The following is a 13,658-nucleotide window of genomic DNA, read 5'->3' on the forward strand; positions in this document are numbered from 1 at the left end:
GCCACGACGGCCTGAGGTTGTGATCCCGGTCTCGACCCGCGATCAATCCGCCAACCTGGGCGGCGGAGGATCCGGGACCTTGGGGAGGTGAGAGACGTTCGGGAGGGGCGCGAAGCCCCTCCCGCGTCCCCTCGTTAGGGCTCCCTCTTAAGGAGTGGCGGCAACCACCCCTCCGGAGCAAGCAGGTCAGAAGCGTGGCGGGCCATCGCATCCTTCTTCAGGCCGTTCAGCCGGACTACGGCCTCGGGCTTCTCGGCCTCCACCACTTCGAGGATGTGGGTCTTCGAGACCCGCCCGAAATACTGCTCCGGCGTGGCCGACCAGTAGCGACCCATGTCGAGTGCGAGGTGGGCGGCGAGCGTCTCTGCACCGACGTCCCGACGCCACGCCGCGCTCGGCAGGACCGCCTCGATGCTCAGGGAGACGCAGTGGGCGAACAGCCCCATTCGCTCCTTGGGTTTGAAGGCGACGAGCGCGGCCCAGAGGTCGGCTGGGTCCTCCGGGAGGCGGGCGGCCCAGCTCGCGTGACGCGCCTCCAGCGACCGGGCGGCCGGAGTTTCCACCCAGTTCTCGATCAGGTTGGAGACGTCCCGGCTCTCCAGCTTGAGGTTCAGGCAAGACCGCCTCTCTCCCGTCCAATAGGTCGGCAGAACCACGGCGTGGAGCGCCGCGAGGAACGCGTCCTCCGGGCGACTTCCGAGAAGGTCCCTGAGCGCCGCTGTCCTGTGCGCCGTCAGCTCCATGACCAGCCGGTCGGGAATGGACTTCGGACCCTTGGTCCCGGGACCGTTTTCGGAGCTGTCGTCGTCCTCGCTGTCTTCAACCTCAGCCATGTCCTCAGGGCGCTGGAAGCCGCGTTCGATGCGAACCCCGCCGTCCCGGTCGAGCAGCGCGAACAGACCCGAGCGGGCCACGGTCTCGGGGTCGTAGACGGGCGCGTGAGCGTCCCGGAGCTCGGCCTCGATGACGTTGAGCCGGGTCTCCATGTCTTCGGGGATAGCTTCGTCCGGCGGCAGGGCCTCGATCAAGGCATCGTAGTCCTCGGACAGGACTGCCAACCGGGCCGTTGCCTCCTCGTCGTGCTCGGGCGCGCGCGGATAGGCGCGAGCGAGGCCGTGGTCGTGCGGATAGTCGAGATGGGTCTCGGCCCAGGACCAACCCTCCTCGGCTCGTACGCGTTCGGCCTCAACCTTCAACCGGTCAAGCGCCAGACGGTCGAGCAAGACGATGTCCTAGAACCAACCGCCCCGGTCGTCCTCGAACAGGTCGCGCCGGATACGACCGCCCTCGGCCTGATAGGCTTCGGCCCCGACGAGGATCGCGCGGGGATCGGTCGCGGGAGCCTCCTGTTCGGTGAGCGCGCGGCGGATGAAGGACGGAGAGCGGTTGTAGGCGAGGCCGTCGTAGACCTGCTCCTGCCGCTCGGGGTCCTCGCTGAGGGCGAAGGCCATCAGCTGGTCGAGGCTGAGGTCACCCGCGCGATAGACGGCGAGGAGTCGGGAGCTGACGACGCCGAGGCGGAGCCTCTGGCGCACAAGCTTCTCAGTGACGCCGAAACGGACGGCGATCTGCTCGGCGCTCCAGCCCTGCTTTCCTGCCAGGTCACGGAAGGCTTCGAACTGGTCGGCCGGGTGCATGGCGAACCGGGTGACGTTCTCGTCGAGACTGATTTCGAAGGCGTCGTTGGTCTCGTCGACAAGGCAGCGGACGGGTTCGTCCTTGGCGAGGCGTTGGCGCTTCGAGAGGAGCCGCAGCGCTTGCCGTCGTCCCTCGCCGATGGTGACCAGATAGGCCCCCGTCTCGGCACCTTCTGCGTCGCGTTCGGGTTCGACGACGGGGGGCTGGAGCACGCCTTTGACCGCGATGGAAGCGGCGAGCGCCTCGATGTCGGAAGGCGCGTGCGGCGTCCGCCGCGCGTTGCGCGGCGATGGCTTGAGGCGGTTGAGCGGCACGAGGATTTCGATGCCGGACTGGATCGGAGTGTGAGCAAGAGCAGTCATTTCCAAGTCTCCTTTGGTGCAGGGGGGCAGGCGGAATTCCGCCTGCCCCCCTGCCCGTCGGCGAGACCTGGGGTAGCAAGCGCCAGGGCGGTCCGGCGGAGGGGGATCACCCGGTCTGCACGGAGCGAAGCGAAGGAAGACCGGGGATACCGCCGGACCGGCGGCGAAGCCGCGAACCCTGGCGCGCGCGAGGGACGGAGTCCCTTAGTCTTGCCTGCGGCTCAGCCTTCGGGACGCTCGAGGGTACGCGCACTGAACGGACGGCTCGGAGAGCCGTCAATCATCAGCCGGGCGTAGAAATGCCGGTTGGGAAGGTTGATCAGATCCTCAACCCCGAACACGGGCTGGAACTCTGCGGCCAGGGCGACGGCGTCCTCAGGGCCGACCCGAAAGGCGAACAGGGATCCGGCGTTGCCGAGGATGGCGTGGCGGACCTCCGGCTGGATCTGTTCGAGATGCTGGGTGGCGAGGACCAAAGCCACGCCCATCTTCCTGAGCTCGGCCGTCTGGCCGGCGAAGGCCAGGGTGGTGAAGGTCTGGAACTCGTCGGCGTAGAGGGTGAAGGGCCGCCGCGAGGCGGGCGGTAGGTCCGCGCGACTGAGGGCCGCCAGGCCCAGGGTCGAGACGAGGAGGCTGCCGAGGGTGCCCGCGCTGTCCTCGCCGATCCGGCCCTTGGCCAGGGTGACGATCAGGACCGCGCCCTCGTCCATCAACCTGCGGAACGAGAGGTCTTCCTTGGGCGCGACCAGGAGCCGGTAGAGCGCCGGATCGGACAGGAGGGCGCCGAGCTTGTTGCGGATCGGGGCGACCATCTCGGCCTGATAGCGCGGCTGGTAGGCCGGGAACTCCGAGACCCAGAAGGCGCGGACGACCGGATTGCGCAGCCGGCCGGCGACGCCACGCCGGAAAACCTTGTCCGAGAAGAGCCGCAGGATGTCTGGAAGGGTCGCCTGATCCTGTTCGAGAAGGGCGTAGAGCGAACTTCTGAGCACATGCTCCATGCGGACACCCCAGGCGTCGGGCCAGAGTTTGCGAAAGGCTTCGAGCAGGCCGGAGGCCGCGAGCGGGATGAGGTCGTCCCGGACCCGACGGAGCGGATTGTAGCCGACGGGTGCCTCGGGATCGGTCGGATCCAGATGGACGATACGGCGGCCCGGCGGAGCCGCGGCCCGAACCCGGTCTGCGAGATCGCCGTGCGGATCGATAAGCGCGAAGCCGCGATCGGTCGCCAAGTCCGCGAGCGCCATCAGCTCCAGGAGGCTCGACTTGCCCACCCCGGTCTTGCCGATGACGAACAGATGGCTGGCGAGATCCGCCGGGCGGAGCCCGAAGCGGACATAGCGGCGATGGTAGGTGGTCTCGGCGATCGCCGCGACCGGATCGGGGGTCATGCCGCCAGTTTGAGGGCTTCGGGAGTGTCCGTACCGGGGGCCAAACGGTCCGCGTCGCGGACAATAGGATCGGCGTCGCCGATCAGGGCCTTTACGAGGGCCCGGCGCGACACGGACGGTCGGATGCGCCGCGACGCGAAATCGTTCAGGCAGACCGCGTGGGGCGGTAGCCCACCCTTTTCGTTCGAAGTCCCAGCCGTTCGAACCATCCCCCGAGACGGTCCACCCTCATGGACGCCCCTGTCCAGAAGCTCTCCGAGAGGGAGCAAATCCGAAGCAAACAATAGGTCTTTTCCCTCGGCTACGAAGTTCGAACCCATCGAAACGAGGATCTCGCGTTTTTCAGCGGCGTTCGCCGCAGCATAGCCTCGTTGCGCGGTATTCCAGCGTTCGAACCTTTCGAGCGCGCGTCGCCATCCGAGCCTGTCGGCGTCCTCGATCCGGGCCTGTTCGAGCCGCCGGCGATCGGCGAGAAGACGCGACTTCCGCTCCGAAAAACTGTCTCCATCGATCGCCCCGTCGATCATAGCGTCCGTCAGCCGTTCCAGCCGGTCGGCGACAAGAGCCAGGTCGCGATCGAGGCCGGCGCGACGCCGCGCCTCGGCCGCGCCGTCGTCGGCCCGCAGAGTCTCGGCGAGGTCCCTGAAGTCCCTCATCTCCCCGTCGGTGTAGGCGATAGCTGAAAGGGCCGCGTTCAGCCGGTCCTCGATCCAGGTCTCGGCGAAGGAGACGCCCTTGCAGCCGTGGCAACGGTAATAGACCCGGCCCTTCTGCAGCTCCCCGGTGAGTGTGCGCGGGCAGCCTGCGCAGCGGATCAGGCGGCGAAAGCGGAAGCCATGGGCGAGCGGGCGGGCGAAGACCCGGCCGTCCAACACGGCCTGGACCCGCTCGAACCGGGCCATCGGGACAAGCGGGTCATGGCCGCCGTCGAACCTCTGTCCGTTGCGCTTGATCAGGATGACCCCGGCGTAGAAGGGATTGCGCAGGAGGGTGGCGAGCACATTGACGCTCTGCGGCGTGCCGTCGGCTCGCCTCCAACCTTCTTCGGCCAAACGATGCCTGAGGGTCTCCAGACTGTACTGGCCGGTGGCGTAGAGGTCGAAGGCACGGACGATCCGGGGGCCGAGCACCGGATCGATGGTCTTCAGCCGGCCCGAGCCTTGGTCGAGATAGCCCTGAGGCGCGCCGAAGGGGTAATAGCCGCGCTTCAACCAACCATACATGCCCTTCTTCACCTCTTCGCGGTTGTTGCGAATGAAGTCGGCAGCGATGACGGCCTGGATGTCGGCGGTTAGCCGTCCGCCGCGGGTTGTGATGTCGAGGTCGTCGTGGGCGAAGCGGACCTCGACACCCTCGTCGACCAGTTCTCCGATCCGGGCCCAGTCGGCGAGGTTGCGGGCGCTGCGGTCGATCTTGTGGATGATGACGCCTGAGGCCCGGCCGTGCTTCAGGGCGACCAGCATGGCCGAGAACTGTCGCCGGCCGGTTTTGGCGGCGGTCTGGAGCTCGGAATACCAGCCAATGATCTTCAAGTCGCGGCGGCGGGCGAAAGCCTCGATCGCGGCCTTCTGTTCGTCGAGCGAAGCCCCGTGCCCCTGGCCGGCAGTCGAGACGCGGGTGTAGCCGTAGTAGGTCTTGGTCATAGGCGTCAGGCGCTTGCCCTATTGTAGGGCGCCCTCGGCGATCTCGCGAGCGGCGCGCTCCTCCTCGTCCAGACGCTCGGCGATGCGCAGCATCAGCCGAATGTGGACCTGGAGCCGTTCGCGCAGGGCCTCCCGATCTGGCGGATGAGTCCGGCCCGCCAGGAGGCGATTAAGGATCAGGTCGCCTGGACGCCGGGGAGATTTTGAGGCGGATGAGGGTGTGGTCATGCTCCCAGAATGAGCGTCCGCGGTCCGAGGCGGGAGGTGGGGCAAGCGTCCGTGGCGCGGACCAACCCACCCCCTGCGCGGAACGGACAGCGAGCCGCATGGTGATACTATGGCGACCTCCACCGATCCTCCCCTCGTCGCCGGCGTCTCGCGGGTCCTGCCGGACGGGACGATCGTTGAACTGCTGTATGATCGCGACGCCGGATCGACGGCTTTCGCAGTCAGGCGTCCGGACGGCTCGATCTCGATCGAGCGGGAGATCGTCCTGCCGGATGGACGGCGGCTCCGGCCCTATGCGGCGACCAACAACCTCCTGACCAGCGGCTGCGTCCGCCTGCCCTCGGCCGTCGATCCGTTCGGTGACAAGGCGTCCCTGATCGCCGACCTCCGCGCCTTCCTTCGTCGCCACGTCCAGCTGTCGCCGCTGTTCGAGGACATCGCCCCCTACTATGTGCTGCTGTCCTGGGTTTACGACGGCTTCAACGAACTGCCGATGCTGCGTTTCCGGGGCGACTACGGCACCGGCAAGACCCGGGCCCTCCTGGCCGTGGGCTCGCTCTGCTACAAGGCCTTCTTCGCCTCGGGCGCCTCGACGGTCTCGCCGCTCTTTCACATCCTTGACGTCTTTCGCGGCACGCTCGTCCTCGACGAGGCGGACTTCCGGTTTTCAGACGCCACGGCCGATCTGACCAAGATCCTCAACAACGGGACCGTGGCGGGCGTGCCTGTGCTGCGCACACTGACGAACGCTGACCGCGAGCTGAACCCGCGAGCCTTCTCCGTGTATGGGCCCAAGCTGATCGCAATGCGCCGCTCCTTCCGGGACGACGCTCTGGAGAGCCGTTTCCTGACCGAGGAGACCGGCCGCCATCCCCTGCGACCCGACCTGCCCATTCATGCGCCGCCAAGTCTGGCGCACGAAGCCCAGTCGCTGCGCAACCGTCTCCTGTCCTGGCGGTTCGCCGCGCTCGACACGGTCGCGCCCGATCCGACCCGCGCCCTGGTCGGGGTTGAGCCTCGGCTCAATCAGACGGCGCTCGCTCTGCTCTCCCTGATCGACGAGCCCAAGACGCTGGAGCGGGTCCGTTACGCCCTGATGACCGGCGCCCGTCCAGAGAGCGCCTCGATCGATTCCGAAACGCTTCTGATTCGGGTGATGAGCGGCCTGTTCGACCAGGCGCCAGCACTAGGCGTGGCGGTCAGGGACGCGACCCGTGCCTTCAATGCGGAGGCCTCGACGCTACTCGGCCGGCCTATGTCCGATCGCTGGGTGGGCGGAATGCTGCGGGACCGTCTGGGGCTGACCACACGAAAGACAGGCGGCGTCTACAGGGTATCGCGTGACCAGTGGCCGAGGCTGAAGGCTTTGGCGGTGCAGATTGCGCCGGCGGTATCCCCACCCGAGACCTTGTCTTTTCCGGGATCCGCGGTCTCATGAATTGTGTGTTGCGCGCACGTTTGGTGCGAGACGCGCACAGCGGTGGCTGTCGAGATTTAGGTCGGAATGCCCCCCTGTGGCGCGTGACCGCGGATTGAGACAATCGGAAAGCTCTCCTCAACCGGAGCTCGCCTTACCCATCACACCACCGCTCTATGCTCACACATCGCCTGCGATGGGGCCTGTCCCAGGAGGAACTGGCCCGCCTCATCGGTCGACGTTCGCACAGTACAATCTCGCGCTACGAACAGCGCGGAAAAACCCCGCCACTCAGCATCCTGCTCGCCTATGAGATCATCTTCGGCGTGGGGCTGAAGGAGATGCTTCCAGACCTCTACGGAGAGATCGAAGACCAAGTGATCGCGCGGGGAAACATCCTCTGGGGCGAACTGGACGGGCGTTCGGACCATAGCGCCGGCCGCAAGCGCGAACTCCTCCTCGCCATGATCTCCCGGGCCCGACCTGAGACCGACGACGCATGACCGCCGTCCATCCCCCCAATCTCGTGCTCGGGCTTTACCCGATGCGCGATGGCTTCGCCTGGATCGTCTATGACGGGCCGTTCAATCCCTGGGCGTGGCGCATGGTCTGGGTTAGCGCCGCAGACAATGAGGCGATCCTTCAGAAGGCCATACGGGTGTTCGAGGTCTTTCGTCCGCGAACCTTGGTGCTGGAGGCCTTTGAACCGTCGGTGTCCTCCCGTTCGGAGCGGATGACCCTGTTGGGCCGAGAGCTCGTCGCGGTCGCCTACAAGCGCGACATCGAGGTGGTCGTGCTTCGCCGGTCCGACGTTCAAGACTGTTTCAGCCCATTGGGCGCCATGACGCGACACGAGATCGCCGATGCGGTCGCGCGCCAAACGCCTTCGCTTGAGGCCCTCCTCCCGGGAAAGCGGAAGGCCTGGGAACCGGAAAATCTCCGCATGGCCCTGTTCAGCGCCGCCGCTCTGGTAGTCGCCCATTTCTCAATCGACGCCCGACGGTTCCTGGCAGAGTTGAGTGACCAGACTCCGGGCGACCCGCCCATTCGATCCATGACGAAACCCGCCACGGCGTCCTTGATCGGGACTGACCCGGACATCGGTCATCCTCAGACGACCAGTCCCTGCGAAACCGACATCGCCCCGGTGAGTCCGTGCGGCCAAATGCCTCACTCGACAACCTGAGGGATATACGCGCTGATCAAGCGCCACCCTCGGTGGCTTTATTTAATCAAAGTAAGTAGAGAGGGGTTTTTTCAATGCGAGTGCTCACCTACGAAGAGTGCGTAGAGGTTTCCGGAGCCGGTCGCTGGGGCTGGCTCGGCAAACTCGGACAATTTCTTCGAGACGTGTTTGCAGGTGCTGGCGGCAACGTACTGGCCGACCAAGTGACAGAAGCTGGTGAGGACGAAGACGGACCGGTCGTGACATTTGACCCTCAAAATGGTGCTTCAATCATAGACAGCGGCACCGCTTGGGGCGAGGACGAAAATGGCACCTTCCAGGCCGGGTGGTTTTGGACGGACACCAATGGTGTCACATGGTTCGATATGAACGGGGATGGTCAAGTTGAAAGCAACGGATTCTTCACCGACGACGGGACCTTCTGGACGCAGCCGGTGAACGGTGGGCCGACCACCACAACGGGCCCGAACTAAATAACAAGTGTTGAGATGACGCGTAGCTTCCGATGCATTGGCATCCTAATACATCTGCCGATCTTGGGGCTGCTCACGCTTTCTTCGTGCGACGCGAAATCTTCGGATCAAACCGGGGCTGTATCGACGACAACAGAACAAACGCTTGCGATCGCGTCCACAAGTCTGCTCCAGGACTTGTGTGATATGAACAGGATTCAGCTGGCTCCCGACGGGGGCCAGCTGTTTCTTTGGAGATCCCGGGCGCCCGGAAGTGCCTCGAGCGGCTCGATGGTCACTAAAACTCTCGTCGCACCTGCGGCCTGCGTCGAAGCGGGCGGTCGGAACTGTGGCGTCCGGATTGACGGAGCCGAGCGAGCCGATTTCGTTGGTTGGGGGGCTGACACGACTCAACTGTTTCTAAGGCATGGATCCCGACTGTTTCAGTTGGGTCACGCTGGCTCAGGGCCGCTTCAAATCCTGTCGTCGGCAACCCTATCGGTCCCGGCCTCAGCAGATATTGGGCGGGTCGGCGTCTCGCCAAGCGCGGATGCTGCCGTAGAGGCCGCCGCTTTTGAAGAAGAGTATCGCAAGGCAAGGTCCGCCTCCGGCGATCGCCGGATTGAGCGACTAGAACTCGGGATGGCGGTTCAGCCAGTTTGGCTCGTCCGCGAAGCAGGGTCGCGTTTGTCTCTCAGATCCGGCAACCGGGCCACTCTGCTTGAGGCCGGGCTACGACCGGAAATCTACGGAGCGCCATCTATCGCTCGCGCTGAACAGGATTTGGTAGCGTACCGGCCCGGCTGGTCATCTCGCGGGGACCGAGTGCCGTATGAATTATCAGTTCTCGACCCGGCGGGCAGAGAAGTTGGAACATTTACACCGCGTGGAGTTGCCTTGCCTGGTGCACGGAGCTGGCTTGAGGTCTCAGTCCGAGCATATCTGACAGACAACGAGGATGTGACAATTGATGATATCGCGGTCGCCACGGGTCCCGAGGCCTATCTGCTGCTGCAGGGCGCACGAAACACCACTCGGCTGGTCAAGCTAACCCCAGGCTCGACTTCAGAGGTGATTTGCGGGCGCAATCCACCCGCTCCACGAGCTCCGGCGCTGGCGTGGCAAATAGAAAACTTGGAGGCCGCCGGCCGACTGATCGCGGCCAACCACTTCTCGAGTGAAGCGGGAAGTCGAGGCCTCGTTGTTTACTTCCATGGCGGTCCTTCCGGCAGCCTGCGCGATAGGGGATATCTCGCTACAGTCCGCAACTACGCCAACATGGGCTATGACGTCTTGGCAGTGGATGGTCTCGGTTCGCGTGATAGCGGGCCTCGCGCGATGGAAGACTTGCGCTCGCGTGGTCTCGGTGCCGTCTGGGACGACGCGCGAGCGGTCGCGGCCCGTGTACGCCAGCTATCACCTGGGCCGCGTCGAATCATCATCCACGGAGAGAGCTTCGGCGCGGCCCAGGCGATCGCCACAGGCGCGCTTCTCAAGCCAGCTTCGTTGGTTCTCGTCGTTCCTTGGCTGAATCACCGGCATCCCCGGGACATTCTAGTCAACGCTGCCCAGATCCGGTCCCAGTTGAGCTGGGAAACGGCGGTGTTCGGCCCGCGTGACGCGCCATCGAGCGTGGCGTTTCGGGAGGGCCTGTCCTCGTTGTCTCGTGAAAACCCTTTGGGCCGCTCGGCCCTAGTCATCTTCGCTGAGGGCGATCTCGTCTCAAGACCCGAAGACATCGCCGGTGGCGACGCAGAGGTCATGGTTCTGAGTGGCGCTTCGCACTCCCTCGTGATGAGCTCGCGTTCGACTTGGAAACACATCGCAGACCATATCGAGCGGCCATCGGGTCCAGACCGACACTAAGTTCGCGATCAGCCACCACAAGGACGAAACGACATTGCGGCTGCGCGAATCTCTCTTCAGAAGTGAAGCTGTTCAGGCTTCGACAAATCGGTATGGAACGCCCATCAGGACCTACGGCGTAACAAGCTGGGTGCTGACAATCTTCCTTTTATCGTTAGTTGCGGCGCTGGTCGTCTTCGTATGTGTCGCAAGGTACTCGCGGAAAGAGACAGTCACCGGCAGCCTGGTTCCTACAGTCGGAGCCCAAGCTTTGGTAGCGACCCGCCCAGGGGTTGTGGAGGAAATTCTTGTCGGCGAGGGTCTGGACGTTCGGGCCGGAACGCCGATCGTGCGTATTTCGTTCGGGGCCCTGTCAAGCTCGGGGGAAAGTCTAACCGACCTGAGGCGGCGGGCTTCTGACGCAGGTGCCGAGGCGCTCACGCAGCAGCAGACGGCAACTATCAGCGCGTTGACCAGCCAGATCGACGAACTCGACCTTCGGGTCAGGGGAATTACGGCCGATCTCGAGCAACTGACCGGCGATGAGAACATAACGGGTGAACGCGTTCGGCTGGCGACTGAAGCCTTGACGGCGGCAGAGTCGCTTCATGCACGCGAGTTGATGGCCACGATGCAACTCAGGCAGCGAGAAGACGCAGTCCTCATGGCTCGCCAGGCGCAGTCTGCAGTGAGACGTGAACGACGTGGCCTCCAGTCTCAGCTTGGCCAACATGCCGCCCAGCGCACCCGGCTTGTCGCCGAACGCGCGCAGGCAGAAGCTGTCAATGCCCAGCGTCGCGCCGAACAGTCGGATCGTAGAACCGAGTTGATGGCTGAGGAGGGCCAACTTTTGTCGGCCCGCCATGCTGGCCGACTGGCCTCCCTGCTAGTGAGGCCGGGGGCCTCGGTTCAGCCAGGACAGACCCTCGGCGTCGTCCTTCCGGTCGGAACGGAGCTTGAAGCAGAGCTTTGGGTGCCGTCACGGGCCGTAGGATTTCTGCGCCGCGAGGGGAAGGTTCGCCTTCTGTACGACGCCTTTCCATATCAGAGATTCGGCGCTTATGAGGGCCGATTACGTTACATAAGTCAGGCTACGGCCAGCCCGGGGGATACGGCTGAACTGACCGGCGCAACTGAGCCGATGTACCGTGTAGTGGTGACGCTGGACCGCCAGTCTGTACTGGCGGGGGGCCGGCCAGTACCGCTGACGCCCGGCATGAGGCTGACGGCCGACTTGGTTCTCGAAGAGCGCCCTTTGATCATTTGGCTATTGGAACCACTCCTGTCCACACACATGCGGAGCCGCGACAACGCCGGGTCTGACGCTGGTCAGCCCCAATGACGGAACTATAGATTGACGCCTATTATCCAAGCCGAGGCCACAGAATGCGGCCTCGCGGCCGTTGCAATTATCTGCCGAGAGAAGGGAGCGAAATTCTCCCTCTCCGAACTGCGTGGCCGGTTCCCGCCATCAAGCCGCGGGCAGACCCTCGCCGAAATCATGGATATTGCGGTCGCGCTCGGTTTCGCGCCACGAGCTGTACGCTGCGAACTGTCGGACTTTGCGCAGCTGTCTCTGCCAGTGATCTTGCACTGGGAATTTAATCACTTCGTGGTCCTTACCAAGATCACTTCATCCGGAGCTGTGATTAAGGATCCAGCCAGCGGTCGGCGCGTCCTGAGCATGGACGAAGTATCGCGCGGATTTACGGGCGTAGCCTTGGAGCTTGCAGAGACGGTCCGTTTCAAAAAGCGAAAAGCCCGCCCGCCGATTAGCGCCTCCAGTCTTATAGCCTGGACCAAACCTGTGGTCGCAGGCCTGCTGCAGGCCCTACTCCTATCGCTGGTGCTTCAGGCCCACGTTCTGGCATCTCCGTTCTATATCCAGATGGCGATCGACGAAGCGGCACTGAAGGGCGACATCCCATTACTAAACGTGCTCGCGCTTGGATTCGGCCTGTTTGCGGCTTTCAACGTCGTAGCAATGTTGTTGCGAGGTATTGCCAGCCAGCGGGTCGTGGCACTCCTCGGTTGGGAGATGACGGTCCGCCTTTACCGTCATCTGCTGAGCTTGCCGCTGCGCTGGTTCCAGAAACGCCGACTTGCCGACACTCTAATCCGGTTCGACTCTATCGAGCCGATCCGCCAGCTCGTAGCGAATGGGCTAGTCACAAGCGTCATCGACGGCGTCATGTCTATATCGATCGTCGTTTTGATGATGTTATTCTCGTGGAAGCTGGCGTCCATTGCCGTAGTCTCGTTAGTACTTCACGTGGTCCTCAAATGGGCCACTGTTCCGCTCGGCGTCCGATTGGCGTCTGAGGAACTCGGCGCACGGGTCGCCGAGGAAGGCAAGCGGATCGAGACCATCAAAGCCATCCAGACTATTAAAGCTACTGCATCGGAAGCTGAGCGTGAAAGGGATTGGGCAGCTCAGTTCTCCAGCGTGATTTCTAAATCTCAGACGTACGGCATCTTCAAGGTGTCTCTTGAGAGTATACAATATCTTTTCGAGATTGGGGCTTACATTATCCTCGTATACATCGCTGTCAGTGATGTTATGGCGGCCGAACTAACGATAGGCGCTGTATTTGCCTTTCTCGCCTACAGACAGCAATTCCACGAACGCGCTGCAGCCCTGTTCGACATGATCATCAACTGGCGCATGTTGGACCTACACACTGATCGCCTCGCCGACATCGTTCTCGAGAAATCGGAAGAATCTGCGATCTCCACCACATCGGAGAAGATCACGGGTCGGATAGAGCTTCGCAATGTATCGTTCAGATACTCTCAGTCCGAACCTCTGGTATTCGGTCCGCTTAAATTGGAGATCGAGGCTGGCGAGTTTGTGGCCTTTGTCGGACCGTCAGGGCAGGGCAAGACCACGCTTATGAAAGTTATCTCGGGACTCTACCCAGCGACAACCGGCGAGGTCAGATTCGATGACCGCCCAATGTCATACTGGGGCATGCACAACCTCCGGCGTTCGATAGGGATGGTTTTGCAAGACGACGAGCTTCTGACCGGCACAATCGCGGACAACGTCACACTCTTCGATGACCATCCCGATCTCAAATGGGCCTGGGCATGCCTAGAAAGCGCTGCGGTAGCGAAGGAGGTGGCCCAGATGCCCATGTCAATCGAGACCTTTGTCGGAGATATGGGCTCGGCGCTGTCCGGTGGGCAGAAGCAGCGAATTCTCCTTGCGAGAGCACTTTACCGCAGACCCAGCATCCTAATACTCGACGAGGCAACCAGCCACTTAGACCCGGCAAACGAGAAGGCTATCACGGACGCCCTGGACGCCTTGAAAGTGACACGGCTCGTTGTTGCCCATCGCCGCGAGACCATTGCGCGCGCGAGCAAGATCGTCGCGCTTGAAGGCGGTAGCCTCAAAATCTTTCATGCTGCAGCCCCGGACCAACCCCGACCGGACCGGACTAGCTCAGCAATTTGACGGCCTTGCTTGGCAAACATCCGCAAGGCCTTGGTG

At 63.4% G+C, this 13,658-nt stretch carries 13 protein-coding genes; 7 read left to right on the top strand and 6 right to left on the bottom strand.

The genetic code is table 11. The features are described from left to right. Positions 1-134: 134 nt before the first annotated feature. The 5 genes from ACQY68_RS16770 to ACQY68_RS16790 all read right to left on the bottom strand — a co-directional run bounded on the left by ACQY68_RS16770 (position 135) and on the right by ACQY68_RS16790 (position 5,262). Positions 135-1,223, bottom strand: a complete 1,089-nt coding sequence (locus ACQY68_RS16770; protein WP_428150917.1) for a hypothetical protein — start codon at positions 1,221-1,223, stop codon at positions 135-137. A gap of 9 nt (positions 1,224-1,232) precedes the next feature. Beyond that, positions 1,233-2,000: a ParB/RepB/Spo0J family partition protein gene (locus tag ACQY68_RS16775; protein ID WP_428150918.1), complete on the bottom strand. Its 768-nt coding sequence runs from the start codon at positions 1,998-2,000 to the stop codon at positions 1,233-1,235. A gap of 221 nt (positions 2,001-2,221) precedes the next feature. Continuing rightward, positions 2,222-3,391 carry a type IV secretory system conjugative DNA transfer family protein gene (locus ACQY68_RS16780; protein ID WP_428150919.1) on the bottom strand — a complete coding sequence of 390 codons (1,170 nt, stop codon included), beginning with the start codon at positions 3,389-3,391 and terminating at the stop codon, positions 2,222-2,224. After that, positions 3,388-5,034, bottom strand: a complete 1,647-nt coding sequence (locus tag ACQY68_RS16785; protein ID WP_428150920.1) for a recombinase family protein — start codon at positions 5,032-5,034, stop codon at positions 3,388-3,390. Before ACQY68_RS16785 ends, ACQY68_RS16780 begins: the two co-directional genes overlap by 4 nt. A gap of 18 nt (positions 5,035-5,052) precedes the next feature. Beyond that, positions 5,053-5,262 carry a hypothetical protein gene (locus tag ACQY68_RS16790; RefSeq protein WP_428150921.1) on the bottom strand — a complete coding sequence of 70 codons (210 nt, stop codon included), beginning with the start codon at positions 5,260-5,262 and terminating at the stop codon, positions 5,053-5,055. Positions 5,263-5,371: 109 nt separating this feature from the next. Here ACQY68_RS16790 and ACQY68_RS16795 point away from each other — a divergent pair, with 109 nt between their 5' ends. From ACQY68_RS16795 to ACQY68_RS16815, 5 genes are all read left to right on the top strand, one after another. Beyond that, positions 5,372-6,700: a hypothetical protein gene (locus ACQY68_RS16795; RefSeq protein WP_428150922.1), complete on the top strand. Its 1,329-nt coding sequence runs from the start codon at positions 5,372-5,374 to the stop codon at positions 6,698-6,700. A 155-nt stretch (positions 6,701-6,855) separates the two neighbouring features. Beyond that, on the top strand, positions 6,856-7,182 hold the full coding sequence (locus ACQY68_RS16800) for a helix-turn-helix transcriptional regulator (protein ID WP_428150923.1): 327 nt from the start codon (positions 6,856-6,858) through the stop codon (positions 7,180-7,182). Further along, positions 7,179-7,865: a hypothetical protein gene (locus ACQY68_RS16805; protein WP_428150924.1), complete on the top strand. Its 687-nt coding sequence runs from the start codon at positions 7,179-7,181 to the stop codon at positions 7,863-7,865. Before ACQY68_RS16800 ends, ACQY68_RS16805 begins: the two co-directional genes overlap by 4 nt. 74 nt (positions 7,866-7,939) lie before the next feature. Continuing rightward, on the top strand, positions 7,940-8,338 hold the full coding sequence (locus tag ACQY68_RS16810; protein ID WP_428150925.1) for a hypothetical protein: 399 nt from the start codon (positions 7,940-7,942) through the stop codon (positions 8,336-8,338). Between the two features lie 876 nt (positions 8,339-9,214). Then, positions 9,215-10,183 carry an alpha/beta fold hydrolase gene (locus ACQY68_RS16815; protein ID WP_428150926.1) on the top strand — a complete coding sequence of 323 codons (969 nt, stop codon included), beginning with the start codon at positions 9,215-9,217 and terminating at the stop codon, positions 10,181-10,183. A gap of 370 nt (positions 10,184-10,553) precedes the next feature. Here ACQY68_RS16815 and ACQY68_RS16820 read toward each other — a convergent pair whose 3' ends face one another. Continuing rightward, a complete protein-coding gene (locus ACQY68_RS16820) occupies positions 10,554-11,009 on the bottom strand; it encodes a hypothetical protein (protein ID WP_428152720.1) in 456 nt (151 codons plus the stop codon). On the opposite strand from ACQY68_RS16820, the gene ACQY68_RS16825 reads away from it, so the two are divergent. Together ACQY68_RS16825 and ACQY68_RS16830 are read left to right on the top strand one after the other, a co-directional pair. Then, the gene (locus ACQY68_RS16825; protein ID WP_428152697.1) at positions 10,992-11,504 is read left to right on the top strand and encodes an HlyD family efflux transporter periplasmic adaptor subunit; all 513 of its coding nucleotides are present in this window, start codon (positions 10,992-10,994) and stop codon (positions 11,502-11,504) included. The genes ACQY68_RS16820 and ACQY68_RS16825 overlap by 18 nt on opposite strands. A 12-nt stretch (positions 11,505-11,516) precedes the next feature. After that, positions 11,517-13,622, top strand: a complete 2,106-nt coding sequence (locus tag ACQY68_RS16830; RefSeq protein WP_428150927.1) for a peptidase domain-containing ABC transporter — start codon at positions 11,517-11,519, stop codon at positions 13,620-13,622. The last annotated feature ends 36 nt before the right edge of the window (positions 13,623-13,658 follow it).

The organism is Brevundimonas sp. (assembly GCF_965278935.1).
In the GTDB taxonomy this organism is placed as follows: Bacteria; Pseudomonadota; Alphaproteobacteria; order Caulobacterales; family Caulobacteraceae; genus Brevundimonas.

What these genes read in the sequence shown, in the direction of transcription:
- ACQY68_RS16790 (WP_428150921.1), bottom strand. Translation starts at nt 5,262, where the DNA reads ATGACCACACCCTCATCCGCCTCAAAATCTCCCCGGCGTCCAGGCGAC.
- ACQY68_RS16800 (WP_428150923.1), top strand. Translation starts at nt 6,856, where the DNA reads ATGCTCACACATCGCCTGCGATGGGGCCTGTCCCAGGAGGAACTGGCC.
- ACQY68_RS16785 (WP_428150920.1), bottom strand. Translation starts at nt 5,034, where the DNA reads ATGACCAAGACCTACTACGGCTACACCCGCGTCTCGACTGCCGGCCAG.
- ACQY68_RS16825 (WP_428152697.1), top strand. Translation starts at nt 10,992, where the DNA reads ATGGCTGAGGAGGGCCAACTTTTGTCGGCCCGCCATGCTGGCCGACTG.
- ACQY68_RS16795 (WP_428150922.1), top strand. Translation starts at nt 5,372, where the DNA reads ATGGCGACCTCCACCGATCCTCCCCTCGTCGCCGGCGTCTCGCGGGTC.
- ACQY68_RS16775 (WP_428150918.1), bottom strand. Translation starts at nt 2,000, where the DNA reads ATGACTGCTCTTGCTCACACTCCGATCCAGTCCGGCATCGAAATCCTC.
- ACQY68_RS16805 (WP_428150924.1), top strand. Translation starts at nt 7,179, where the DNA reads ATGACCGCCGTCCATCCCCCCAATCTCGTGCTCGGGCTTTACCCGATG.
- ACQY68_RS16780 (WP_428150919.1), bottom strand. Translation starts at nt 3,391, where the DNA reads ATGACCCCCGATCCGGTCGCGGCGATCGCCGAGACCACCTACCATCGC.
- ACQY68_RS16810 (WP_428150925.1), top strand. Translation starts at nt 7,940, where the DNA reads ATGCGAGTGCTCACCTACGAAGAGTGCGTAGAGGTTTCCGGAGCCGGT.